Source organism: Pandoraea iniqua, assembly GCF_902459685.1.
GTDB classification, from domain to species: domain Bacteria; phylum Pseudomonadota; class Gammaproteobacteria; order Burkholderiales; family Burkholderiaceae; genus Pandoraea; species Pandoraea iniqua.
This window is the reverse complement of record NZ_CABPSF010000001.1, coordinates 1,006,239-1,029,971: the sequence shown is the minus strand read 5'-3', so window position 1 is coordinate 1,029,971 and position 23,733 is coordinate 1,006,239. Positions and strand designations below refer to the sequence as shown.

The following is a 23,733-nucleotide window of genomic DNA, read 5'->3' as shown; positions in this document are numbered from 1 at the left end:
TGGCTTAACCCATCAGGAGGACTCCATGTCTGACATCGCTTCCCCGCTCGACTACATCGAGCAGCACACCCCGCAATTCACCGAACTCGCCGACAAAATCTGGAACCTCGCGGAACTGCGCTACGAAGAATTCGCATCGAGCGAGTTGCACATCGAAGTGCTCGAAGCCGCCGGTTTTCACGTGACGCGCGGCGTCGCCGGCATTCCCACGGCCTTCATCGCCGAAGCCGGCGACGGCGGCCCGATCATCGGCATTCTCGGTGAATACGATGCGCTCTCCGGGCTGAGTCAGGAAGCCGGTGCGCTGCAATGCCAGCCGTCGGCAGAAATCGGCAACGGCAATGGACACGGCTGCGGCCACCATCTGCTGGGCACCGCCGCCCACTTGGCCGCTGCCGCCGTCAAAGCGCATCTGGACGCGACCGGACAACCGGGCACCGTGCGCTTCTACGGCTGCCCCGCAGAAGAAGGCGGTTCGGGCAAGACGTTCATGGCGCGCGCCGGGCTGTTCGACGATCTCGACGCGGCGTTGTCGTGGCACCCGGCCGTGCATAACGGCGTGTTCAACGGGCGCTCGCTGGCGAACGTGCAGGCGTACTTCCGCTTTCACGGCAAGGCGTCGCACGCCGCCGCGTCGCCGCATCTTGGCCGCAGCGCGCTCGACGCCGTGGAGTTGATGAACGTCGGCGTGAACTACATGCGCGAGCACATGCTGCCCGACGCGCGCGTGCATTACGCAGTGACAAACACGGGCGGCACGTCGCCGAACGTGGTGCAGGCCAACGCCGAAGTGCTGTACCTCGTGCGCGCACCGCGCAACGATCAGGCTTCGGAGCTGTTCGAACGCGTGAAAAACATCGCCAACGGTGCCGCCTTGATGACCGGCTGCACGGTCGACGTCGTCTTCGACAAGGCATGTTCGAACCTCGTGCAGAACAGCGTGCTCAACGATGTCGTCTATCGCAATCTGGAGACGTTCGGCGCGCCGCAATACGACGAAGATGAACTCGCCTATGCGCGCAGTGTGCAAGACAGTTCGCTGTCGCCGGAAGATATCGAAGGGGCCACGCGCACGCTCGGTCAGGCATGGCGCAATCCGAAGCCGTTGTTCGATCACGTGGCGTTGTTTCAGGCAGGCAACGAGCCGACGCTGCACGGCTCGACCGATGTGGGCGACGTGAGCTGGATCACGCCGACGGCGCAGTGCTTCACGACCTGCTATGCGTTCGGCACGCCGTTCCACTCGTGGCAACTGGTGGCGCAGGGCAAGAGCACGCTGGCGCACAAGGGCATGTTGCTCGCGGCGAAAACGCTCGCCGCATCGGCACTCGATCTGTTCCGCTCGCCGGAGACGCTCGCCAAAGCGAAGGCCGAATTGCACGAGCGCCGCCAAGGCCGCCCGTACGTCTGCCCGATTCCGGCGGAAGTGAAACTGCCGTTCGCACGCGACTGATCGCGGCACGCGCAACGAAAAACCCCCGCGCGTCGTTTGACGTGCGGGGGTTTTTTCATGCTTGCAAAGCGAGATGCTTAGGCCGCGCGTTGCACCTGATAGCGTTCGAGCCAGTGCGCGTACGGTGCGGGCAGCACCCACGACGGACGCGATACATCGAGTTCGCGCGCAGCGTAGTACGGCCAGTGCGGGTTGGCGAGCAGCGCGCGCCCGATCATCACCAGATCCATCTGGCCACTGGCCACCACGCGCTCGGCGGCGTGCGGATCGTCAATGCCCCACGACGACGCCACGGCAATGCCCGCTTCCTGCTTCACACGCTCGGCAATCGGCGCGAGGAATGCCGAACCCCAAGGAATCTTTGCTGCCGGGGTCGAGAAGCCGACGCTCACGTTGAGCAGATCGAGACCGCCCTCACGCATCTGACGCGTCAGGGTAATCGACTCGGCCAGCGTCTCTTCGTCGCGGCCGTCGTATTCGAGAACGCCGAAACGGGCGGTCAGCGGCAGGTGCTCGGGCCACACTTCGCGCACGGCAGCGAGCGTTTCGAGCAGGAAGCGGCTGCGGCCGGCGAGATCGCCGCCGTAGGCATCTTCACGATGGTTAGCGTGCAGCGAGAAGAAGCTTTGCGCGAGATAACCGTGAGCGAAATGCAGTTCCAGCCATTCGAAACCGGCAGCCAGTGCTCGACGTGCGGCTGCGACGAAATCGGCCTTCACGCGGGCGATGTCGTCCAGCGTCATCGCTTTGGGCACTTTGCCGAGATGGCCACCGAACGCCACGGCGGACGGCGAAATCGTCGGCCAGCCACGCGGGTCGTCTTCCAGAATGTGATCGTCGCCTTCCCACGGGCGGTTGGCGCTGGCCTTACGGCCTGCGTGGGCAATCTGGATGCCGGGCACGGCACCGTTTGCCTTGATGGCCGACGCGATGCGCGCCATCCCTTGCGCCTGCTCGTCGTTCCACAGGCCCGTGCATCCCGGGCTGATGCGGCCTTCCGGCGATACGGCCGTGGCCTCGACGATCACGAGTCCGGCGCCGCCACGGGCGAGTCCGGCGTAATGGGCGAGGTGCCAGTCGTTGGTCACGCCATCGACGGCGCTGTACTGACACATCGGGGGAATCGCTACGCGGTTGCGCAGCTTGACGCTTTTCAATTCAAACGGGGAAAACAAGGCGGACATGATGTGCTCTGCGGTGTGGGGGGAAAGCGGCGCAGCCAGCGGGGGATCGACATCTCTGGGATCGCATCCCGGGGCGGCGCCTCGGCGGGGTTAGCCGACGCAAGCAATGGTAGCCCGTCGTCGCTATAATGAAAACCATCTGCCGATTATCAAATTGATAACAGTTCATTATGGTCAACCCTCAATGGCTCAAATCCTTCGCGACGCTGGCGGAGCTGGGCAACTTCACCCGTGCCGCTGACCGGCTGGGCCTCACACAGGCCGCCGTCAGCCAGCACGTGAAGCATCTCGAAGACGAATTCGGGCCGCTGCTGGTGCGGCGTCCGCGCGCGATCGAGCTCACCCCTGCGGGACATGCAATGCTCACCTACTGCGCGGAAGTCGAATGCGCCAGCCGGCACCTGCGCTCGCGGATCGACGACGCCAATGCCGACTGCGGCGAAATCACGCTCATCACACCGGGCAGCATCGGGTTGTATCTGTGTCCGATTCTGCTCGACATGCAGCAAGCCAACCCGTCGATGGCCGTGCGGCATCGCTTCGCGCCCGACCGGGAAGTGCTCGAGGGCGTGCTGCAAAACCACTTCGAACTGGGCCTCGTTACGCTGCGCCCCGACGATCCACGCCTTGCCGCCACGCCGTTCACGCAGGAGCCGCTGGAACTCGTGGTGCCGGCCGGTGACGACGTACACAAGTGGGAAGACCTCAAGCGCATCGGCTATATCGATCACCCCGATGGCGAAGCGATGTCGACGCGCTTGCTCAGCCGCCGCTTTCCGGGCAATCCGGGCGTGCGCAGCTTGCCGAGTCATGGGTGCACAAACCAGATCAGCCTGATTTTGGAATATGTCGCGCGCGGGCTGGGCTTCACCGTCATTCCGCAGTACGCGCGGCAAGCGTTCGCCTCGCAGGACGCCATTCGTGTGGTCGATTGCGGGCCGCCCGTGGTCGATACGCTATGGCTGATTCATCGTGCGGAGTGGGCGCTGTCCGCACGCGCGCAACGCGCCGTGGCGTTGCTGCGTGAGCGCGTGGATGCGCCGCGTCCGCGTGCTTTTGGCGCATTGACCGCCGCAAAGCGGGCGAGCGCGTAGCCGGGTTGGCAGAATCTGCGGCATCGCTGTCATTGCGGGGAAGATCGACGCGTCGCTACGCTAGGCGTCTTTCTTTCGCGTGAAACGCCGATGCTCCGCCTTCGCCTGATCTTCTGCGCCCTGCTCGCGCTGGTGCTCTCACACACTGCCCCTGCCGCCACGGACACAGGCGACCGGGATGCCGCTGTCGTCGCACAGCGCGATCTTCAAGACGCTTTGTCGAAACGGCCACGCGATCCGGTCATCGCCGTCATCGCGCTGAACGAGGGCACGGAAACCACCGATTTCCTCGTCCCCTACGGCGTACTCAAACGTGCGGGCATCAAGCACGTGCAGGCGGTGGCCGTCGATGATGGCGATGTCACGTTGATGCCTGCATTGCGTGTCGTGCCCGACGCCACCTTTGCTGACTTCGACGCCCGGCATCCCGAAGGGGCCGATATCGTGATCGTGCCCGCCATGCATGCCGACAACGACCCGCGCGTTCTCCATTGGCTGCGACAGCAGGCTTCGCATGGCGCGATGATCGTGGGCATCTGCTCCGGGGCGCGTGTATTGAGTCAGGCGGGGCTGCTGAAAGGGCGTCGGTTCACCGGCCACTGGTACGACCGCAGCGACCTGCGCGATGCCAACCCTTCGGCTCGTTATGTGCCCGACGTGAGATATCTGCACGACAACGGCATCGTCACGACGACCGGGGTCAGTGCGTCCGTGCCGCTCGCGCTTGCGCTCGTTGAGGGAATCGCTGGCCGCGACCGCGCGCTCGACGTGGCACGATCGCTCGGCGCAACCGACTGGTCGGCGCAACATGTGAGCGCGGGTTTTCAATTGAACGCCCGCCGACTGTGGACGGTTGCAAGCAACACCGTGAGTGTGTGGCGACATGAAACACTCGTCATTCCCGTCGCTGATGGTGTTGACGATATCGCGCTCGCGCTGACCGCTGATGCGTGGTCGCGCACTTGGCGCACAACCGTCATGGCAACCCCAGCCTCGACGCACAGCGCCGGCCGAGTGCGGCTCGCCAGCGGCCTGACGCTCGTGACGACGGCGCCACGCCCCAGTGCCGCGCGCCCGCTGGCGTTGCCGCCGAACCGCAACGCGATGCCGCAGTTCGTGCAATCACTCCATGACATTGAGCAACGCTACGGCGCTGCCGAGCGCGATATTGTGGAACTCGCGATGGAGTATGTTCCGCTGTCGCGCTAGCCGCCCGCGTTATACCTCGCGGCGATAGTCGGCCATCGACGTGCCGAACGTCGCGCGAAACGCACGTTGCAGCGCGTCGACGCTTTGGAAACCGCTGCGTTGTGCCACACGCGCCTGCGTCCACGTCGTCTGACGCAATAACGACGCGGCGAAGTCCACGCGCGAACGTGTGACGTATCGCGCGGGCGAGGTGCCCGCCTCTCTTGAAAATGCCCGCGAGAAATTACGCGGACTCATGCGGGCGACAGCGGCGAGCGCATCGACGGACAAATCGCCGTCGAGGTGGCTTTCAATCCACGCGATCACATCGCGCACCGGCGATGACGCACCGCTTTGCAGCGTCAACGACCGGCTCACTTGTGACTCGGCACCGCCTCGCACCACAAACAGCGCGAGGTCGCGGGCAATATCCATTGCCACCGCGCGGCCGAGATCGGCTTCGATCATGCCCAACGCCATATCAATGCCCGTCGTCACGCCGCCTGATGTCCAGACATTGCCGTCACGCACGAACACGCGGTCACGCTGCACCTGCGTGCCAGCACACATGGATTCGAGACGATCGCAAGCGCGCCAGTGCGTTGTCGATTGCCGCGCGTCGAGCAGCCCCGCCGCCATCAGCACGAATGCCCCCGTGCACACGCTCGCCACGCGACGCGCCTGTTGCGCGGCCTGCGCCATCCATTCAGCAGCACCATCGTCAAGAATGGCACGACGTAGCGCGGCCTCTTCGCCACCGGCGACGATGATCGTGTCGATCGGATCGTCAGAACGGAGGGGGCCGCCAAGCGTCGACAGCGCGAGCGTGTCGGCAAGCGACAACCCGGCACTGGTGTGCACATTGCCGCCGTGGGGCGAGGCGATGGAGATGCGATAGGCCCCCGGCACCGCGAGCGATGCCTTGGCGAAGGCGCTGGCCGGCCCGGCAACGTCAATGGCTTCCACGCCTTCGAAAGCAATGATGACGACGTGGCGGCAAAGACCGGAGGTATCGGCGGCGGTGTGGTTGGAACGAGCCTTGGCTGTCACGCATTTCCCCATGCAAACGCGAGCGACAATGCCCGCACGCAGGCGAGCATTGTAACGAGCGCATGAGAACGATGCGGGCCTTAGCGTGCCGCCTGCGTGAACTTGTTGAACGACGGATCGAACAGCCCCCGCACGTCGAAGCCCTTGGCAAGCGTGCCGGTCTTCACGAAATCGTCGACGCTCTTCTGTGCCTCGGCGATTGACGCTTCAGTGAGCGGCTCGTAGCGAACGCGCGACGTGCTGAACCACTGATGGGCAAGCTTGGGATCGATGCGCGACTTGGCCGCCCACACGTCGGCATAGCGATCGATGTGACGCGAATCGGCAAGCGACCAGTCGCGTGCGCGTTGATAGCGCTGCACGAAGTCACCCAGCAACTCGCGCTTCGTCTCGATGACCTTCTGCGTGGTCGACAGATAACTCTGCGCTGCAATCAGCCCGCGCGCTGTCACCACCGTGCGGGCGCCCGCTTGCCGCAAGCGCGACACGTACGGCTCCCACGTGGCCGTGGCGTCCACTTTGCCTGCCTGCAATGCTGCGGCCGAATCGACTGACGCCAGATACGAATATTTCACGGCATCCAGCGGCAAGCCCGCCGACGTGAGCGCCGCCTGCACCAGTTGCTGCGACCAGCCACCGCGCGTGATGGCCACCGTCTTGCCCTTGAGATCCTCGACGGTCTTGATCTGCGTGTGCGGCCCCGCGAGCAGCACGACGCTGTCGGGACTATCGCGATAGATACCGATGACCTTGATCGGCGCACCCTGCGCCGCGAGGAACAACACCGGGCCGTCGCCTTGCAAGCCGATGTCCAGCGCGCCTGCATTGACGGCTTCGATCACCGGCGTGCCTGCCGGAAACTGCTTCCATGCGACTGTGTACGGTGCGTCGCGAAGCACACCTGAAGCTTCGAAGAGGCTCTGCGCATTGAAAGCCTGATCGCCCACGACGAGCACCGGCTTCTCCTGCGCCTCAACGGAGGTGAACGGCAGAATCGCGGCCACACTCAACCCGATCACCAGCGCACGGCGCAGGCGCGAACGCCATGCGGGCCACCGGTTGCGTAACGTCGTCGCCAGATCGCTGCGTGCCGACTGCGCCAGCGTCGCGCGTATCAGCGCCGCGCGGGACGGCAGCGGTGCGGCGATATCCGGCGCAGGCGTGTGACGCTCAAGGGACGGGACAACCGGCGCGATGTGCGCGGTGTAAGCGAGGTGAGAAGGCGAGTACGTCATGACATGGCACCACGCGCGAGCGCAGCGATGAGAGTGGACGGACCGGCCAGTCTATGCAGACGGCGCGGGCCACCCAACCATCCATTCTTGCGATGATTAGTGCGCACGCAACGCGTTTGCTTATGCGGGTTTGCTTATCGGATTTCGTTGTTTGTGCCGTCGCGCCGCGCTCAGTATCTTGGTCGTTTCCAAAGCCCCGAGCGCGAGACGCCAATCGCCATGAGCCAACCTGCCCGCAAGCTCCGGCTGGGCGCCTACATGTCGGGTTCCGGCGTGCAGGGCGACAGCTGGCGCCATCCCGATACCGACACCGACGCGCACCTGCAATTCGCGCGCTACCGGCACTACGCGCAAGAACTGGAGCGTGGTTACTTCGACGCGCTGTTTTTCTTCGACAACCTCTTTATGTCGACCGATCCGGTCTCGCTCGCCCACAGTCCGGGGGCGCCACGCTGGGACCCGGTCGTCCTGCTCGCCGGTCTGGCGGGTGCGACCCAACACATCGGTCTCGTGGCGTCGGTAAGCACGACCTACAGCGAGCCCTACAACGTGGCCCGCGCGTTCGCATCGCTCGATCATCTTTCGGGCGGGCGCGCCGGATGGAATCTGGTGACGTCGACCGGCGGCGGAGAAAACTTCAATCGCGACGATCACGTCGATCATGCGCTGCGTTATGAACGCGCCAACGAGTTCTACGATGTGGTGACGGGGCTATGGGATAGCCACGCCGACGATGCCTTTCCGCGCAACAAGGCGACCGGCCAATGGGCCGACCCGGCGCGTGTGCGCAAACTGGATCATCGCGGCAAGCACTTCCGTGTGCGCGGGCCGTTGAGTGCGCCTCGTCCGGTGCAAGGCTGGCCGGTGATTGCACAGGCGGGTTCCAGCGAAGCAGGACGCGAGCTGGCCGCACGTGCGGGCGAATTGCTTTACACCGCCGCGCAGGACATTGAAGATGCGCGCGCGTTCTACGCCGATGTGAAAACACGGGCGCTGAAGTACGGACGCCGCCCCGAGCATATTTTCATTCTGCCGGGTGTCGCGCCCATCGTCGGGCGCACGCAGGCCGAAGCCGAGGAGATTTACGACGCGCTGCTGGAACATCGCGATCCGGCGGTCGCCTTGCATGCGCTCGCCAACTACGCGAGCCTAGGCATCGATCTCGGCAGTCTGCCGTTCGACGCCAAAGTGCCGCTGCCCGAACACGTGCCGGAAACCAACTCGCACAAGAGCCGGCAAAAGCTGCTGGTCGACTGGATCCGGCGCGAACAGCCGACCGTGCGGCAGTTGTACACGCGCTTCACGGCAGGCGGCCATCGCGTGCTCGTCGGCACGCCCGAATCCATTGCGGACGACTTCCAGCACTGGTTCGAAACCGGCGCGGCCGACGGCTTCAACATCATGTTTCCGAGTGCGCCGGCGGGCATTACGTCGTTCGTCGATCTCGTGGTGCCCGAGCTTCAGCGGCGCGGCTTGTTCCGTACGCGTTACGAAGGGCGCACGTTCCGCGAGAATCTCGGTGTGCCGGCCGTTCCGAACCGGCACTTCGCCCCACGCGACGCGCAGTCGACGGATCAGCCTGCGGAGACCACCGCCGCAATCGCCTGACCGACTTCGGTCGTATTGGCTTTGCCGCCCATGTCGCCGGTGCGCGGGCCATCCTTGATGACCTGCGTCACGGCGGCGAGAATCGCGTCGTGTGCCTCACGGGCGCGGCCTTCGCCCTTGCCGAGGAAGTCGAGCATCATCGCCGCCGTCCAGATCATGCCGATCGGGTTGGCGATGTTCTTGCCCGCGATGTCCGGTGCCGAGCCATGCACCGGCTCGAACAGCGACGGGAATTTGCCTTCCGGATTCAGATTGCCCGACGGCGCGATGCCGATGGTGCCCGTGCATGCCGGGCCCAGATCCGAGAGGATGTCGCCGAACAGGTTGGACGCCACCACTACGTCGAAACGATCGGGGTTGAGCACGAAGCGCGCGCACAGAATGTCGATGTGCTGCTTGTCCCACGTCACGTCCGGGTACTGCTCGGCGGCTTCCGCAGCGCGCTTGTCCCACCACGGCATCGAGATCGAAATACCGTTGCTCTTGGTCGCGACCGTCACGTGCTTGCGCTGGCGCTGCTGGGCCAGATCGAAGGCAAACTTGAGCACGCGCTCGGTGCCGTGGCGCGTGAACACCGACTCCTGCACCACGAACTCACGCTCGGTGCCTTCGAACATCACACCGCCGATGGACGAATACTCGCCCTCGGTGTTCTCGCGCACGATCATGAAATCGATGTCGCCCGCCTTGCGTCCGGCCAGCGGCGACGGCACGCCGTCGAACAGGCGCGCCGGGCGCAGGTTGATGTACTGATCGAACTCGCGACGGAATTTCAGCAGCGAACCCCACAGTGAAATGTGGTCGGGCACCGTCTCCGGCCAGCCCACGGCGCCGAACAAAATGGCGTCGGCCCCTTCGAGTTGCTGCTTCCAGTCGTCGGGCATCATCTGGCCATGTTCGACGTAGTAGTCGCAGCTCGCCCATTCAATGTGCTGATATTCCAGCGCAATACCGAAGCGCTTGGCCGCCGCGTCGAGCACGCGCAGGCCTTCGGGCATCACTTCCTTGCCGATACCGTCGCCGGGAATCACGGCGATGCGCAGGGGGCGTTGGGACTTGTCGGTCATGAGTGTCTCTCCTGAGGGTTTGGCAGCGTCCGATGGACGATTGCCGCTAGGTTATTCCATTCCTGTGCGGATAGAATCCCCCAATTGGTTAATCCACTATCCACGAATCGTGAATAAACCCGTCAACCCCCATCCTAATCATCCGAGTCATCCCAATCTCGACGATCTGCGCGTGTTCTGTCAGGTCGCGCGCCGGGCGAGCTTTTCGGCCGCCGCCGAGGCACTGGGCGTCTCGCCCGCCTATGTGAGCAAGCGCGTCGGCATGCTCGAAGCCGACTTGGGCACCCGGCTGCTGCACCGCTCTACCCGGCGCGTCGCCATCACCGATGCCGGGGAGCGCGTCTACGCGTGGGCCGAGAAGATTCTGGACGACGTGAATCACCTGATCGAAGACGTCTCGAGCACACGTCAGGTGCCGCGCGGCACGCTGCGGGTGTCAAGCAGCTTCGGCTTCGGCCGCCACGTGGTCGCGCCCGCCATGTCGCGGTTGCGCGCCCGGCATCCGCAACTGAACGTGCGGCTCGATCTTTTCGACCGCATTGTCGACGTGGCCGCCGAAGGCTACGACCTCGACGTGCGCATCGGCGACGAGATTGCCCCGCACCTGATCGCCCGCAAGCTCGCGGACAACCATCGCGTGCTGTGCGCGTCGCCCGCGTATCTGGAACAACACGGCACGCCCCGGCAGTTGAGCGACCTCACCGGCCACGCCTGCATCGTCATCAAGGAGCGCGATCACCCGTTCGGCATGTGGCGGCTGCAACAGCGTGGCGAGGCGGTGTCGCTGAAAGTGACCGGGCCGCTATCGACCAATCACGGCGAGGTGGCGGTGCAATGGGCGCTCGACGGGCAAGGCATTTTGCTGCGCTCGATGTGGGATGTGAGCGCGCTCATCGAACGTGGCGCGCTGGTACAGGTGCTGCCCGACGTGATGCAACCGGCCAACGTGTGGGCGGTGTACCCGTCGCGCGTGGCGTCGTCGGCAAAAGTTCGGGCCTGTGTGGAATTCCTCGCGGAGGAGTTCCAGCCACAGGCCCGTTTGATGTCGTCGCCAGACGCGCGAACGACGAATGATTAAACGCTTGAGACTTATTGAAGAACGAAGCCCGCCTGTTTCACGTTCTGCGAATCGAGGCCGATCTGCACGTTGAAGTCGCCCGGCTCGGCGACATATTGCAGCTTCGCGTTGTAGAACTTGAGCAGGCTCTCGTCGATGTCGAAGTGCACCGTGCGCGATTCGCCCGGCTTCAACGCCACCTTCTGGAAGCCCTTCAACTCCTTCACCGGACGCACGATCGACGCCGCCACATCCTGCAAATACAACTGCACGACAGTCTCGCCCTCGCGCTTGCCCGTATTGCGCACGGTGACGCTGGCGTCGAGCTTGCCGCCCGGCGCGAGCGTCTTGGCCGAGAGCTTCACGTCGGACACATCGAACGTGGTGTAGCTCAAGCCGTAGCCGAAGGCATACAGCGGGCCGGAGTCCTCTTCGAAGTATTGCGACGTGTAGTTGGCCGGCTTACCCGGGGTGAACGGACGGCCAATGCGCAACTGGTTGTAGTACGTCGGGATCTGCCCGATCGAGCGCGGAAACGAGATCGGCAGCTTGGCCGACGGGTTGTAATCGCCGAACAACACGTCGGCAATGGCGTGGCCGCCTTCGGTGCCGGTGTACCAAGTCTCGAGCATGGCGTCGGCGTTTGCCTTCGGCCAGTTCAGATCGAGCGGACGGCCATTCATCAGCACCACGACCAGCGGCTTGCCGGTCGCCTTGAGCGCTTGCAACAGCGCCAACTGGCTGCCCGGCAGCGACAGGCTCGTGCGGCTCGATGCTTCGTGCGACATGCCGCGCGATTCGCCCACGGCCACAATCAGCGTGTCGGCACCGCGGGCCACCTTCACGGCCTCGTCGATCATCTGCTTCGGCGTGCGCTTGTCCTGCACGACTTCGGGGTTGTCCCAATCGAGGAAGTTGAGGTACTCGACCACGCGCTTGTCGTCAGTAATATTCGCGCCGCGCGCATAAGTCACCTGCGCGTTCGAACCCAACGCGTCGCGCACGCCCTGAAGCAGCGTGACGGCCTGATCGGCCTTACCCGCTGCCGACCAACTGCCCATGATGTCGATCTTCGCGTCGGCCAGCGGCCCGATGACGGCGACCTTACCGGCCTTGCGCAGTGGCAGCGTGTCGTGCTGATTTTCCAGCAACACGATGGACTTGCGCGCCGCATCGCGGGCCGCTTCACGGTGCAGACGCACCGGCGCATTCACATCCTTCGGATCGTGCGCCGCATCGCCGATACGGCGGTACGGATCGGCGAAGAGCCCCATGTCGTACTTCGCGCCGAGCACTTCGCGCACGGCGCTGTCGATGTCGCGCATCGGCACGTCGCCCGACTTCACGAGATCGGGCAGGTTCTTGAGGTACTGCGTGTCGGCCATGCTCATGTCGACACCGGCTTCGATGGCGAGCTTGGCGGCTTCGCGGCCGTCCTTCGCCACGCCATGACGCAGCAACTCGTCAATAGCGCCGTGATCGCTCACGGTCACGCCCTTGAACCCCCACTCGTCGCGCAGCAAGTCGCGCAGCAGCCATTTGTTCGACGAGGCCGGCGTGCCGTTGATCGAATTGAGCGCGATCATCACACCGCCCGCCCCCGCATCGAGACCGGCGCGATACGGCGGCAGATAGTCCTGATACATGCGCATCATGCTCATGTCGACGATGTTGTAGTCGCGCCCGCCTTCCACCGCGCCGTACAACGCGAAGTGCTTCACGATGGCCATGAGGCTGTCGGGGTTGGCCGGCGACGTGCCCTGAAAGCCCTGCACGCTGGCGCGCGCACTCTGCGAGACCAGATAGGGGTCTTCGCCGAAACCTTCCGACGTGCGGCCCCAGCGCGGGTCACGCGAGATGTCGACCATCGGGGCGAACGTCGCGTCGAGACCGTCGGCACTCGCTTCGACGGCGGCCACGCGCGCGGCCTGTTTGACGACGGCCATATCCCAGCTGGATGCCAACCCCAGACTGATCGGGAACACGGTGCGGTGCCCGTGCACGATGTCGTAGGCAAAGAAGATGGGGATCTTGAGACGGCTTCGTTTTACGGCGGCATCCTGCAACGGACGGTTTTCCGAACGCGTAACCGAGTTGAACGTGCCGCCCACGCGACCGGCCGCAATCTCCTCGATGAACTTGGCTTGCGGCATGTCACTGCCGATGCTGATCAGGCGCAACTGGCCGATCTTCTCGTCAAGCGTCATGCGGGCGATCAGGTCATCAATGAACGCTTGCTTAGCCGCGGCCGATGGCATGGCCACCGACGCAGCGGGGGTGTCTTGTGGGGTGGCAGGTGCGGCAACCGCCGATGTCATCACGAAGCCGGCCGCGAGCGCCAGCGCGGTGAACATTTTCATCTGATAGCGTCCCAATGAAGCTCGACGGGGCCGCCCCGCAGCGCTGAACCGCGCGGTAACATCGCCCGTCTTGTCGTCAGAAGTCGCGCACCGCCAGATTGCGTTGAACCGTGTGCGCGACACGAAGTCCGATACTTTGCCACAATGTGGTGCGCCGCCATTCGCGTTTCGCTCATCAATGCGGACGATTTGGCGTGATTCTGCTCAATTTATCCGGAGAGTTGCGTGCTTTTGTCCCCCTTCGCTGTGTCCTGGCGCCAACGCGCGCGCACGTTCGTGCCCGCGCTCTCGGCTGTAGTTGCCCTGCTGGGTGCTGCACACGCGCAGGCGTTCTCGCTCGATGACGTCACCGCGCGCGCCAAAACGCTGGCCGATACGCCCTATGTCGCGCCCACGAGCAATCTCACGCCCGCGTTCGCGCAAATGCAGTTCGGCGATTACATCAAGATCCAGCCCAAGCGCGAAAACTTCGAGTGGAAAGATCAGTCCACGCCGTTCCGTCTGGGCTTCTATCACCAAGGCATGCAGTTCAGCTCGCCGGTGAAGATCAACGAGATCGTCGGGAGCAATGGCGCCGATAAGGTCAGCGAGATCAAGTACGACAGCAGCCGTTTCGACTTCGGCGATCTGAAGCTCGACCGCAGCGCCACGCATAACCTTGGCTACGCGGGCTTTCGCGTGCTGTACCCGATCAATGAACCCGGCAAGCTCGACGAGATCATGAGCGTGCTCGGCGCGAGCTATTTCCGCGTGATCGGCAAGGGACAGGTCTACGGGCTCTCCGCACGCGGGCTGGCCATCGACACCGGCTTGCCCGTCGCCGAAGAATTCCCGGCGTTCCGCGAATTCTGGATCGTGCGCCCGACCGGCGACGAGAAGCGTCTGGTGTTCTACGCCCTGCTCGATTCGAAGCGCGCTACCGGCGCGTATCGCTTCGAACTCTCGCCGGGCGAAGACTCGGTGCTGAAGGTGCAGGCGCGCGTGTTCATGCGCGGGCCGGTAACCAAGCTGGGCATTGCGCCGCTCACGAGCATGTTCCTGTTCGGCCCGAACCAACAGCGCGACCCGTACAACTTCCGCCCGGCACTGCACGACTCGAACGGTCTGGCGATTCATGCCGGTAACGGCGAATGGATCTGGCGTCCGCTCAACAACCCGCGCCATCTCGCCATCAGCCAGTTTCAGGTCACCAACCCGCGCGGCTTCGGCCTGTTGCAGCGCGGCCGCGACTTCTCGCAATACGAAGACCTGAAGGATCGCTACGACCTGCGCCCGAGTGCGTGGATCGAGCCGCAGGGCGACTGGGGCAAGGGGCACGTCGAACTGGTCGAAATTCCGACCGCCGACGAGACCAACGACAACATCGTCGCGTTCTGGACGCCCGATCAGTTGCCGCCCAAAGGCCAGCCGCTGCAAGCCGATTACACGATTCACTGGACCATGAACGAGCGCGGCATCATCGATCGCAATGTCGCGTGGGTGAAGCAGACGCTGCGCACGGCCGGTGAGATCACGCAGGCCAACCTGATTCGTCATTTCGACGGCAGCACGGGCCTCGTGGTGGACTTCGACGGCGGCCCCCTCGCGTCGCTGCCCGCAGGCACCGTCACGCCGCAGGTGAGCGTGAGCGACAACGCCACGATCATCGAGCAGACGCTGCAACCGAACCCGGTGACGCGTGGCATGCGCCTGAACCTGCGCGTGATGGTCAAGGACCCGGCCAAGGTCACCGAACTGCGCGCCGCCCTCGTCTCCGGCGGCAAGGCCGTGAGCGAGACGTGGAGCTATCAACTGCCGCCGTTCTCGGTGGCCAAGCAGTAAGCAGACCGCGCTCCGCCGCGAGTGCACTCCCGCGACCGGCCTTCGGGCCGGTCGCCACCCCTCTCCTGCCCTCGTGGCACTCCGATTAAACATGCACTTAAATGCAATATTCCGTCATGTAAAACCCTTAAACGGCAATATATAACTTGCAGCAATGCGACTTTTCGCGTTTACTACATGCACAATATTGCATAAATAGCCACCTTCCGGCCTTCGGAAAGGTGGTTTGCTTCATCGGCATGTCATTGGTGGCCTACCGCCTGTGGCAAGCATGACGCCCGTGAAGCCCGGCTCCGTGCCGCTTGCGTCGGTCAAAAAAATCCTGAAAGACTCTCCGCACTTCGACGGAGGGCGATTTGTTATGGAGACACCCGCATGCGACACATCGACGTTCATCACCTCGCCGACGAAGCCCGCTTCAACGGCTATCACGGCCGCATTCTGATCTGGTGCGCCCTCATCATCATCTTCGACGGCTACGACCTGGCCGTCGCGGGCATCGCCCTGCCGTCGATCATGAAATCGATGGGCGTGGACGCCACCAGCGCCGGCTTCATGGTCAGTGCCGCGCTGTTCGGCATGATGTTCGGCGCCATCGTGATGGGCATGGTCGCGGACAGCATCGGGCGGCGTAAGGCCATCGCCATCTGCGTGCTGATGTTCTCGCTCTTTACCGCCGCGGCGGGCCTCACGCACGAGCCGATCAGCTTCTCGATCACCCGCTTTCTCGCCGGTGTCGGCATCGGCGGCGTGATGCCGATTGTCGTGGCGCAGATGACCGAGTACTCGCCGCGCAAGCTGCGCGGCACGCTCGTGACGCTGATGTTCTCGGGCTACTCGGTCGGGGGCATGCTCGCCGCGCTGCTCGGCAAGGGGCTCATCGAATCGTACGGCTGGCAGTCGGTGTTCTTCGCCGCCGGGCTGCCCGCGCTGCTGGTGCCGTTCGCCATGCGTGCACTGCCGGAATCGATGCCCTTCCTGATTCGTACCGGCCGCCACGATGCGCTCAAGCAAGTGCTCGCCCGGCTGTCGCCCGCCTATGTGGCGCAAGCCGGCGACCAGTTCGCGCTGCCGGGTGCCGATCGCAAGTCCGGTGCACCGCTCTCGCGTCTGTTTCAGGACGGCCGGGGCTTTAGCACCGCGATGCTGTGGGTCGCATTCTTCATGTGTCTGTTCATGGTGTATGCGCTCAGCTCGTGGCTGACCAAACTGATGGCCGGCGCTGGCTACAGCCTCGGCTCGGCCCTCACCTTCGTGCTCGTGCTGAACTTCGGTGCCATGCTCGGTGCGATTGGCGGTGGCTGGCTCGCCGACCGCTTCAACATCAAGTACGTGCTCGTCGGCATGTATGCGCTGGCGGCTGTCTCGATCTCGCTGCTGGGGGTAAAAGTGCCGACGCCGGTGCTATTCGTCCTCGTCGGTCTGGCAGGCGCGTCGACCATCGGCACGCAGATCGTGACGTATGCCTATGCGGGGCAGTTCTACCCGATGGCTGCTCGTGGCACCGGTATCGGCTGGGCCTCGGGCGTGGGTCGCAGCGGTGCCATTCTGGCGCCGATCGTGATCGGGGTGCTGGTGAGCATGTCGCTGCCGTTGCAGCAAAACTTTATGGCGATCGCCATTCCCGCCGTGGTGGCGGTCATTGCGGTGTTGCTCATCGACCACAGCAAATCGGCAACCGTGCAGCAGCAGGCGGCGGCAACGTTGCACGGCGATGTGCGGGGATTGGCGAGCGGCGCGGGGGAACCGGCGTAATCACGCGCGTCAAGGGTGCGCAATCTCAATGGCGCTTGATAACTTTGCATGGCAGCGCGCACGCGCGTTGCCATGCGAGAATCGCGCCGCGACTGTCACGGGAATGCCAGTCGTTTTCCGGTGACGTGCCACACCTTGGTGCAGGGGCAAAACAACAATAGCCCGAGGCGGATGCGCGCGACATGTGGAAGATCATTCAACCCGAGCACCTCAGGTGCCGATAACCAGATATCCGTCCCGTCGGATGGTCTGGGGAAAAACGACATGTTGCGCTCTGCATCTGCCTTAGCCTCTGCTGCATTCAGCACTCTCGCGCTGGCCGTCGTGCCATTCGTCAGCGCGCCGGCCCTCGCGGCCCCGCCTGCCGATACGACCGGTGCCGTTGCGACCAACGTCGTGCAGATTTCCAACCGCCAGAGCATCACCAGCGACGCCGTCTTTTCCGGCGCTGCGGTGGCGACGCTCGGCGCCGATGCGCTGCGTGATGCGCATGGCAACTTCGGCGTGAACGTTGCCGCAGGGGCCCTCAACGCGCAATCGAATCAACTGGTGCTTGCCAGCGCGTCGAACGTGCTGATCAACTCGCATCAGGACATCCGCAACGCCGCCACGGTCAACGCCGCGACGAACGCTTCGCTGGGTGAGCGCGCATTGATGGGCGCCTCGGGCAACATCGGTGTGAACGTGGCCGCCGGCGTCGCCAACGTCCAGTCGAACGCACTCGCCATTCACTAAGCGAATGCGCGGCTGACGTTATTCGTCGGTCGGAAACTGGGTTTGTAGATTCCCCAGCCAGCGCGCAACGACGGTGAGTTCGGCTTCGCTGAAGTCGGCGTGCAAACGCGCGTTGAGTTCGGCCAGTACCCCGCGGGCACGGGTAATCGCCTTGTGACCGGCGGCGGTCACGCTCAGGCGCGTGGCACGTCCGTCGACGGCGTCGGCGTGGCGTGTCAGCAAACCGGCGTTCACCATGCGGTTGGCGAGCCCCGTCATCGACGAGGGCGACAGGTGCAATGCCGTCCCCACTTCGCCAACCAGTGCGTCGTCGTGATGCAGCAGATAGAAGAGCACACCCGCCTGTGCCGCGCTCACCCCCGCGCTGTCGTCCGCGCGCATGTCGATCCAGCGCTGCACGTGGCGTTGCCCGACGTTGAGCAGGAACAGCAACCGTCGATCGATAGCCTCGGTGGCTTCGGTGGACTTGGCAGACTTGTCGGCGGCGCGATGAGACGTCTTGGTAGCTGTGGTAACCGGAGGTTTCGCTTTGGGCATTCAGGCAAGGTGAGTGGAGACCGATGAGAATGGCGCCGGCGCACTCGCTCGCGCCATCGCGCCCTGCCCCGCTTGTCCTGTTCCCACTACGTCGTCTGCCTCGCCTTTCGACAACAACCAATCGATAGTCTCGGGCCACAGGAACGCGCCGGCACGCTGGCGAAAGTATCCCATATGGCCGATCATTCCGGTATCCGAACGAATTGCAGCGATGCTGCGGCGCACCACCGTGGCGTTACGCAAACGCGAAACCAGCGCCTCGATACCGGTGGGCGTCGCCCACAGATCGTCATCGAACCCCATCGCCAGAATCGGCGTGCGCACGCGTGCAAAGCGGTCTTCTGCGTGCAGCGTCGGATCGTCGAAGAAGTAGTTCTCCAACCGCGTCCAGCCGCTCCATTCAAGGAAGACCCCCGCAGGTAAATCCTCGCCGAGACCCAGTCGACTGCCCGGCATGTAACCCATCGCGCGCGTCAGCGGCGGCCCGATCCAATGCATCAGCAAGGTGATGCGCCGGCGCTCCCGAAGATTGGTCACGACGCGCATCGAACCGGCATGCGAGGCAACTTGGACAGCAGCCCGCAGCAGGTTCGTGCTCTCGCACAGTCCGATGGCATGACCGCCGAAGCTATGCCCGACGGCATAGAGCGGCAGCGACGGATATTGCTGGTGCGCCCAGCGGGTCACACCTTCCACATCGAGATCGGCCCAGTCACGCATACGCGCCCTGAACCCGCGCAAGCGTGACGGTCGCGAACCGTCGATGCCGCGATAGCTGTAAGTGATGGCGATCAGACCGCGCTTCGCCACGTACTGCGCAAAGGCGAAGTACAGCCGTTCAGGGACTGCCGTCGCCGGATGCACGAGCACCACACCGCGCGCCGGCAGCGTCGGCGGATACCACGCATGCGCGCCGAGTGAATACCCGTCGACGGCTTGTATTGCTAAGGCAAGAGATGACATGACACCGCTCCTCGGCGCGTCATGTTTCGAGAGATGGGGCGCGCCACTTATTCAGGCTTTGATTTTCAATTTATTTCGCTCACGAAGTATATGTCGAATTTTATTTCGCTCACGAAGTAAATTAGAAGAAAGCCACGACGCGATCAGGGCTTTGCACCGGACCGCACCTCGCCGGGGAGTAAGCTGACGACCGCCCCTATCCCCTCTTGTCTGGATCACTGCCATGACCGATTTTCTTGCGACCGCACAGGTGCGCAGCGCAACGCGTGCCGACTTGCCCGCGATCATCTCGCTGCTCGCCGACGACGTCCTCGGGACTTCCCGCGAGAGTACCGACCCGAACGACCTGCCGGTCTACGAGCGTGCGTTCGATGCGATGACGGCTCAGGGCGGCAACGAATATCTGGTGGTCGAGCGCGAAGGTCAGCTACTGGCCGTAATGCAGTTCACGGTGATTCCCGGGCTATCGCGGCGCGGGCGCACGCGCGCGCTGCTCGAAGGCGTGCGCGTATCGAGCGCGTGTCGGGGTCAAGGTGTCGGCGGGTGGTTCTTCGAGCAGGTGATTGCGCGAGCGCGCGCGGCCGGCTGCACGCTCGTGCAGCTCACCACGGACAAACGCCGTGACGATGCACGGCGTTTTTACGAAAGTCTCGGCTTTCAGGCCACCCATGAGGGCATGAAGCTCGATCTGCCCGAGTGACTACTGCGACGCCAGCACGTCGCCATAAACGATGAGCCCCGTCGCCTTGAGGTCGGCGAGCGCTTTCTTGGGATCGCCCGCGGGCACCGCCAGCCAGAGCATGCCGTCGTCGTCCGGCCCGCGCACGATGTCGAGCTCCAGTTCGCCGAGGGTCTTGCGAATCTGCGCGACGGTTGTCGTCTCGACAAAGATCGCCTGCAACAGCGGCACGCCCGGGGCCGGCGACGCATCGCCATGCAGGGCGCTCACGCCTCCCGCCGGCACGGCCAGTTTCTCGAGCCGGGCGAGACGCACGGTTTGCAGCCCGGCGAGCAATGCCAGCGCCGCCACTGCGGCAACTGCCCAGCCACGGCCCACCGGTGCGCGCCACCAACGTCGCAGCCGAGCGCTCAACGAGGCGGGCTTTCGCGTGAGTTTTTCGTTTTCGAAATCGTCGGGTTTCATGCGGGCTCATGGAGTTCAGCCGCGAATTCTACGTGAGTTCGGCCGCGTTGGCGCAGCGCGAATTTTACGATTCCTTCCGCTTGCCGCCGCCCGGCTTACGCGCATCCGAATGCGGTCTGACACGCGATAACTCGTCGTTTCTTGAGGCGCGAATTACCGCACAGCGTCAAGACACGCGGGCGTCAATGCGGCCTTCGCCCGCTGCGCGAACGCCGGCCAGCGACACGCGCGGCCATCCGGTCCGTCTGCGCAATCGGCCAGTGGCAATGTGATGCGCTTGGCCGGCTCGTCGAGCGAGAGCGCCGTGAGCTGACGCAACTGCTGCATCGATTGATAGATGAATTCGACCCGCACAAACGGCTCGCCAGCCGGGTTGCGCCAGAGCGAAAACACCAGCGCGCCGTCCGGCGGGGTGTTGCCGGGTTGATCGGGGAGCTGCCAGTCGAACTTGAGCATGCCGGCCAGATTCGCCACGTTGGTGTCGTGGCCAGTGAGCACATACACCCGGTTGCCCACCGGCAACACCGGGCCGCGCACAGGTGCGGGCGGCGGCGCACCGGCTTCGGCGGCCGAGCGGGTCAGTGCGTCGAGGACAACCGCCAGCAGCGGCGTGCCGTTGGTTGCTGCGAGATAGGGGGTGCGGTCGAGCAGATCGCGCTGGGCGTTGTGGGCTTCGAGCAGGCGCGCCCAGTCGCTGTCGTCACGAATGCGTCCCCATGCCACGTCGTTGTCGGGGAAGCCCTCGCCGTATTGCAGCAGGAAGACCTCCGACGCCGTGGCCGCACTGCCGAGGGCGCCGCGCAGCGTCACGCCGCTGCCGTCGCCTTCGACACGCAAGCGCGTCGGCACGTCTTCGAGCTTGCAGCTGCCCTGTGCGCCACACGCGGGGCTGCGCGAATAGCCGAGCACTTCGCCCATGCGCGCAATCGTGGCGGCATAACGTTTGTTGAGGCCCGCGACACCGTCCGGCGCGAGACGCGCTTCAATCGCGCCACGCGCGGCGCCCGGGTCGAGCGGGCAGTCGCCGGCGGCCACCGGGTGGAACACGGCGTCGTAAGTGGTGAGATCGGATTGGTGTGCCGTGCGCATGTCGCAACCGGGCGCGATGCCCTGCAACAAGGCGCTGCCCGTCTCACGCGTGCGTTGATCGATATCGGCCCAGCCGTAGAGGGTGCCCGGTGCCGGGCAGGTGTTCTCGGGCAACACACGGCGCGCGCGCAGCCAGTCGCCGTAGTACCGACCCATGCGCTCGGCAAGCGAGCCGCCGCGCGCCGTCAGATAACCGGCGGGGACGGCCCAGCCGGGCCACGCATCAGGACTCAACTTGTCGAGCGGCGGGTGCGCATGCGTCGGAGACCGAACCCCATGGCGGCTCACGATCACCGTCGAGACCAGCGTCCAGTCGGCCGGCATGCCGTCGACGTGGGCCGCCGACTCGGCCGGGCGCGCAGGCCCCGGCTGTTGTTGCGGCGCCGACGCGCAGGCACTCAGTAACGCCACGAAGATCAGCGTCAGGGGCAGGGTCAAAGGCAGGGGCAGACGCAGGGGGAGCGCAGCAGCTTTCCCACGGGATTCGACGGGCATACGAGTCATGGCGGCAGTGTGTCGGAATGACATGGATCGCGTTGGCGCCCATCTTAACCTTGCCGTCGTGACATCGCGCAATGTCGCCATCGCCCCGTCGTGCCCACGCGACGGCCGGTGAATTTTGATGCCGGGCCCGCGAATTCACGGTCGCGATGTGATACCGCATCGCGACCCGCTGTGACCCGCTATGACCCGCTATGACGTGTTGTCGGCTACGCCGCTGAATCAGGTGAGTTGTCGTCCAGCGAGCGGCCGACGGCACCAAAGCGCCACGACAGTCGATGCGCCGCGGCGATCAGGGCACGGGCCGGTTCGCCCTCGTGCGTGGTGTCGAAACTGCCGGACGACCCCATCAGCGCCAGCACCAGCGTGACTTCACCGGTGTGATCGAACACGGGCACCGCGACCGTATCGATACCGGGCACCGGGTTGCTCAGTGCGGTATCGAGGCGATGCGTGCGAATGTCGGCCAGCCGGCCGGCGTAGTCCTTCGGCGGCTTGGCTGCGCGCCCGTCCGCCCCCAGACCCGCCATGCGCACACTCTCCTGCGCGAGCATGCCGTCGAGCACCGCCGCCGGCAGAAACGCGGCAAACGTCCGCCCGATGGCAGTGTTCACGAGCGAAAGCACGGTGCCGATGCGCAGGCTCACGTGCTGCGGGCGCATCGCTTCTTCCAGCCGGACCACCGTCGGCCCCACGGGGCCAAGCACGGCCATCGCCGCCGACAGCCCCGTCGCCTGCGCGAGCGCCAGCACTTCGGGCTCGGCTTCACCGGTCGGCGAGAGGCGTTGCAAAGCCATCAGGCCCAGTTCGAGACTGAGCGCACCGGCTTCAAAGTTGCCGCTCGCGTCGCGGCTGAGCAACCCGGCGCGCTGAAGACTCACCAGATGCGGATGCGCCTTGGCCGGGGCCATACCCGCGTCGCGCGCCAAACTGTTCAGCGGCAGCGGCCGTGCCGCCGCCACCAGCGCCTCCAGCAATGCGCCGGTGCTCTCCAGTGCCTGAATGCCGCGTTGCGGCTTCGTCGGCTCGTTCATGCCAGTTCCTCATTGACCTGTGTCGCAATGGCGCTCGCCGTGTCGCGCAACGCGCTCGCGGCAGCCCCTTGCCAATCGACATCGAGTGCCGCCGTCGGACCGATGGCGGTCAGGGTGAGTCGCAACCGCCCGCTCGCGTCGAACACCGGAACGCACAGGCTGCTGACCGACGGGCTCGGGGTATTCACGCTGCGTGCCATGCCGTGCGCGCGCGTCTCGTCGAGCAGTTCGGCAAAGTGCGTTTGTTCATCGGCCGCAACCGGCATCTGCTCCTGCCACGGTAATGGCCAGTCGGCTAACGGCGTAAAGGCGCAGAACGCGCGGCCGGTGGACGTCGTCGTGAGCGACATGACCGACCCGACGTGCAGGTTCACATGCAACGGGAACGCCGCGCGCTCGAAGTGCACGACGAGCGGGCCTTGCGGTGCGGGGGTGCAGATAGCCACACAGAAGCCGGTTTCGCGCGCGAGCGCCACCACGCGAGGGACGGCCGCGCGATACGCGGGATCGTTCTCGAGATGGAGCAACGCAAGCCGCAGCAGCATCGGTCCCGGCGCATAGCTGCCGGACATCGGATCGCGCTTGAGCAGCCCTAGCCGCGTGAGACTCACCAGATAAGGGTGCGCCTGCGCGGGAGGCAGACCGGCCAGCGCCGCCAGATCGCCCGGCGCCAGCGGCCGCCGCGCCTGCGCGAGCGCCTGCAACACGCGGGCGGCAACGTCCACGCTTTGCACGCCGCGCGAGACACGTGAGGCGGGTGAGGCGGGTGAGGCCGGTGCGGGCTGGGCGCCGTCGTCGCCCTTAAGAATTCGGTTCATGCAGAGGCGGGAGCGAACTCCCGGAGAAAAAGTGGCCTAG

At 64.7% G+C, this 23,733-nt stretch carries 20 protein-coding genes; 9 read left to right on the top strand and 11 right to left on the bottom strand.

Features of this window, described 5'->3' with window-relative positions:
- Positions 1 to 25 precede the first annotated feature (25 nt).
- Positions 26 to 1,453, top strand: coding sequence for a M20 family metallopeptidase (locus PIN31009_RS04580; protein WP_150789455.1), 1,428 nt, complete (start codon positions 26 to 28; stop codon positions 1,451 to 1,453).
- Between the two features lie 77 nt (positions 1,454 to 1,530).
- On the opposite strand, the gene PIN31009_RS04575 is transcribed toward PIN31009_RS04580, so the two are convergent.
- Positions 1,531 to 2,637 carry an NADH:flavin oxidoreductase/NADH oxidase gene (locus tag PIN31009_RS04575; RefSeq protein WP_150789454.1) on the bottom strand — a complete coding sequence of 369 codons (1,107 nt, stop codon included), beginning with the start codon at positions 2,635 to 2,637 and terminating at the stop codon, positions 1,531 to 1,533.
- A gap of 170 nt (positions 2,638 to 2,807) precedes the next feature.
- On the opposite strand from PIN31009_RS04575, the gene PIN31009_RS04570 reads away from it, so the two are divergent.
- The gene (locus PIN31009_RS04570; RefSeq protein WP_150789453.1) at positions 2,808 to 3,731 is read left to right on the top strand and encodes a LysR family transcriptional regulator; all 924 of its coding nucleotides are present in this window, start codon (positions 2,808 to 2,810) and stop codon (positions 3,729 to 3,731) included.
- Between the two features lie 90 nt (positions 3,732 to 3,821).
- On the top strand, positions 3,822 to 4,940 hold the full coding sequence (locus PIN31009_RS04565) for a DJ-1/PfpI family protein (RefSeq protein WP_150789452.1): 1,119 nt from the start codon (positions 3,822 to 3,824) through the stop codon (positions 4,938 to 4,940).
- Positions 4,941 to 4,949: 9 nt separating this feature from the next.
- On the opposite strand, the gene PIN31009_RS04560 is transcribed toward PIN31009_RS04565, so the two are convergent.
- Both PIN31009_RS04560 and PIN31009_RS04555 read right to left on the bottom strand, forming a co-directional pair.
- Positions 4,950 to 5,969 carry a GlxA family transcriptional regulator gene (locus PIN31009_RS04560; RefSeq protein WP_246185495.1) on the bottom strand — a complete coding sequence of 340 codons (1,020 nt, stop codon included), beginning with the start codon at positions 5,967 to 5,969 and terminating at the stop codon, positions 4,950 to 4,952.
- An 80-nt stretch (positions 5,970 to 6,049) separates the two neighbouring features.
- Entirely contained in the window at positions 6,050 to 7,204 is a 1,155-nt protein-coding gene (locus PIN31009_RS04555) for an ABC transporter substrate-binding protein (protein WP_150789450.1), read from the bottom strand.
- Between the two features lie 219 nt (positions 7,205 to 7,423).
- Between PIN31009_RS04555 and PIN31009_RS04550 the strand changes: the two genes are divergently transcribed.
- Positions 7,424 to 8,812, top strand: coding sequence for an LLM class flavin-dependent oxidoreductase (locus PIN31009_RS04550; protein WP_150789449.1), 1,389 nt, complete (start codon positions 7,424 to 7,426; stop codon positions 8,810 to 8,812).
- Here the strand turns inward: PIN31009_RS04550 and PIN31009_RS04545 are convergent.
- On the bottom strand, positions 8,779 to 9,879 hold the full coding sequence (locus tag PIN31009_RS04545) for a tartrate dehydrogenase (protein WP_150789448.1): 1,101 nt from the start codon (positions 9,877 to 9,879) through the stop codon (positions 8,779 to 8,781). The two genes, PIN31009_RS04550 and PIN31009_RS04545, sit on opposite strands and share 34 nt — an antisense overlap.
- Before the next feature lie 109 nt (positions 9,880 to 9,988).
- On the opposite strand from PIN31009_RS04545, the gene PIN31009_RS04540 reads away from it, so the two are divergent.
- Positions 9,989 to 10,957: a LysR family transcriptional regulator gene (locus tag PIN31009_RS04540; RefSeq protein ID WP_217426756.1), complete on the top strand. Its 969-nt coding sequence runs from the start codon at positions 9,989 to 9,991 to the stop codon at positions 10,955 to 10,957.
- Between the two features lie 11 nt (positions 10,958 to 10,968).
- Here PIN31009_RS04540 and bglX read toward each other — a convergent pair whose 3' ends face one another.
- A complete protein-coding gene (gene bglX / locus PIN31009_RS04535) occupies positions 10,969 to 13,290 on the bottom strand; it encodes a beta-glucosidase BglX (protein ID WP_150789642.1) in 2,322 nt (773 codons plus the stop codon).
- Between the two features lie 282 nt (positions 13,291 to 13,572).
- Between bglX and PIN31009_RS04530 the strand changes: the two genes are divergently transcribed.
- From PIN31009_RS04530 to PIN31009_RS04520, 3 genes are all read left to right on the top strand, one after another.
- Positions 13,573 to 15,117 carry a glucan biosynthesis protein G gene (locus PIN31009_RS04530; RefSeq protein ID WP_343039026.1) on the top strand — a complete coding sequence of 515 codons (1,545 nt, stop codon included), beginning with the start codon at positions 13,573 to 13,575 and terminating at the stop codon, positions 15,115 to 15,117.
- A gap of 375 nt (positions 15,118 to 15,492) precedes the next feature.
- Positions 15,493 to 16,872, top strand: a complete 1,380-nt coding sequence (locus PIN31009_RS04525; RefSeq protein WP_150789446.1) for an MFS transporter — start codon at positions 15,493 to 15,495, stop codon at positions 16,870 to 16,872.
- Positions 16,873 to 17,136: 264 nt separating this feature from the next.
- A complete protein-coding gene (locus PIN31009_RS04520) occupies positions 17,137 to 17,607 on the top strand; it encodes a hypothetical protein (RefSeq protein ID WP_150789445.1) in 471 nt (156 codons plus the stop codon).
- Positions 17,608 to 17,625: 18 nt separating this feature from the next.
- Here the strand turns inward: PIN31009_RS04520 and PIN31009_RS04515 are convergent, their stop codons facing one another.
- The gene (locus PIN31009_RS04515; protein WP_246185525.1) at positions 17,626 to 17,988 is read right to left on the bottom strand and encodes a MarR family winged helix-turn-helix transcriptional regulator; all 363 of its coding nucleotides are present in this window, start codon (positions 17,986 to 17,988) and stop codon (positions 17,626 to 17,628) included.
- 156 nt (positions 17,989 to 18,144) lie between these two features.
- Positions 18,145 to 19,107, bottom strand: a complete 963-nt coding sequence (locus tag PIN31009_RS04510; protein ID WP_150789443.1) for an alpha/beta hydrolase family protein — start codon at positions 19,105 to 19,107, stop codon at positions 18,145 to 18,147.
- Between the two features lie 223 nt (positions 19,108 to 19,330).
- On the opposite strand from PIN31009_RS04510, the gene PIN31009_RS04505 reads away from it, so the two are divergent.
- Positions 19,331 to 19,807, top strand: a complete 477-nt coding sequence (locus tag PIN31009_RS04505; RefSeq protein ID WP_150789442.1) for a GNAT family N-acetyltransferase — start codon at positions 19,331 to 19,333, stop codon at positions 19,805 to 19,807.
- Here the strand turns inward: PIN31009_RS04505 and PIN31009_RS04500 are convergent, their stop codons facing one another.
- The 4 genes from PIN31009_RS04500 to PIN31009_RS04485 form a co-directional block, all read right to left on the bottom strand.
- Positions 19,808 to 20,251: a hypothetical protein gene (locus PIN31009_RS04500; RefSeq protein WP_150789441.1), complete on the bottom strand. Its 444-nt coding sequence runs from the start codon at positions 20,249 to 20,251 to the stop codon at positions 19,808 to 19,810.
- 153 nt (positions 20,252 to 20,404) lie between these two features.
- Positions 20,405 to 21,778 (bottom strand): histidine-type phosphatase, encoded by a 1,374-nt coding sequence (locus tag PIN31009_RS04495; RefSeq protein ID WP_150789440.1) that lies wholly within the window; start codon positions 21,776 to 21,778, stop codon positions 20,405 to 20,407.
- Positions 21,779 to 22,050: 272 nt separating this feature from the next.
- Positions 22,051 to 22,875, bottom strand: a complete 825-nt coding sequence (locus PIN31009_RS04490) for an IclR family transcriptional regulator (protein WP_150789439.1) — start codon at positions 22,873 to 22,875, stop codon at positions 22,051 to 22,053.
- Positions 22,872 to 23,693, bottom strand: a complete 822-nt coding sequence (locus tag PIN31009_RS04485; RefSeq protein WP_150789438.1) for an IclR family transcriptional regulator — start codon at positions 23,691 to 23,693, stop codon at positions 22,872 to 22,874. Before PIN31009_RS04485 ends, PIN31009_RS04490 begins: the two co-directional genes overlap by 4 nt.
- Between the last annotated feature and the right edge of the window lie 40 nt (positions 23,694 to 23,733).

What these genes read in the sequence shown, in the direction of transcription:
- PIN31009_RS04580 (WP_150789455.1), top strand. Translation starts at nt 26, where the DNA reads ATGTCTGACATCGCTTCCCCGCTCGACTACATCGAGCAGCACACCCCG.
- PIN31009_RS04575 (WP_150789454.1), bottom strand. Translation starts at nt 2,637, where the DNA reads ATGTCCGCCTTGTTTTCCCCGTTTGAATTGAAAAGCGTCAAGCTGCGC.
- PIN31009_RS04570 (WP_150789453.1), top strand. Translation starts at nt 2,808, where the DNA reads ATGGTCAACCCTCAATGGCTCAAATCCTTCGCGACGCTGGCGGAGCTG.
- PIN31009_RS04565 (WP_150789452.1), top strand. Translation starts at nt 3,822, where the DNA reads ATGCTCCGCCTTCGCCTGATCTTCTGCGCCCTGCTCGCGCTGGTGCTC.
- PIN31009_RS04555 (WP_150789450.1), bottom strand. Translation starts at nt 7,204, where the DNA reads ATGACGTACTCGCCTTCTCACCTCGCTTACACCGCGCACATCGCGCCG.
- PIN31009_RS04550 (WP_150789449.1), top strand. Translation starts at nt 7,424, where the DNA reads ATGAGCCAACCTGCCCGCAAGCTCCGGCTGGGCGCCTACATGTCGGGT.
- PIN31009_RS04545 (WP_150789448.1), bottom strand. Translation starts at nt 9,879, where the DNA reads ATGACCGACAAGTCCCAACGCCCCCTGCGCATCGCCGTGATTCCCGGC.
- bglX (WP_150789642.1), bottom strand. Translation starts at nt 13,290, where the DNA reads ATGTTCACCGCGCTGGCGCTCGCGGCCGGCTTCGTGATGACATCGGCG.
- PIN31009_RS04525 (WP_150789446.1), top strand. Translation starts at nt 15,493, where the DNA reads ATGCGACACATCGACGTTCATCACCTCGCCGACGAAGCCCGCTTCAAC.
- PIN31009_RS04520 (WP_150789445.1), top strand. Translation starts at nt 17,137, where the DNA reads ATGTTGCGCTCTGCATCTGCCTTAGCCTCTGCTGCATTCAGCACTCTC.
- PIN31009_RS04515 (WP_246185525.1), bottom strand. Translation starts at nt 17,988, where the DNA reads ATGCGCGCGGACGACAGCGCGGGGGTGAGCGCGGCACAGGCGGGTGTG.
- PIN31009_RS04510 (WP_150789443.1), bottom strand. Translation starts at nt 19,107, where the DNA reads ATGTCATCTCTTGCCTTAGCAATACAAGCCGTCGACGGGTATTCACTC.
- PIN31009_RS04505 (WP_150789442.1), top strand. Translation starts at nt 19,331, where the DNA reads ATGACCGATTTTCTTGCGACCGCACAGGTGCGCAGCGCAACGCGTGCC.
- PIN31009_RS04500 (WP_150789441.1), bottom strand. Translation starts at nt 20,251, where the DNA reads ATGAAACCCGACGATTTCGAAAACGAAAAACTCACGCGAAAGCCCGCC.
- PIN31009_RS04490 (WP_150789439.1), bottom strand. Translation starts at nt 22,875, where the DNA reads ATGAACGAGCCGACGAAGCCGCAACGCGGCATTCAGGCACTGGAGAGC.
- PIN31009_RS04485 (WP_150789438.1), bottom strand. Translation starts at nt 23,693, where the DNA reads ATGAACCGAATTCTTAAGGGCGACGACGGCGCCCAGCCCGCACCGGCC.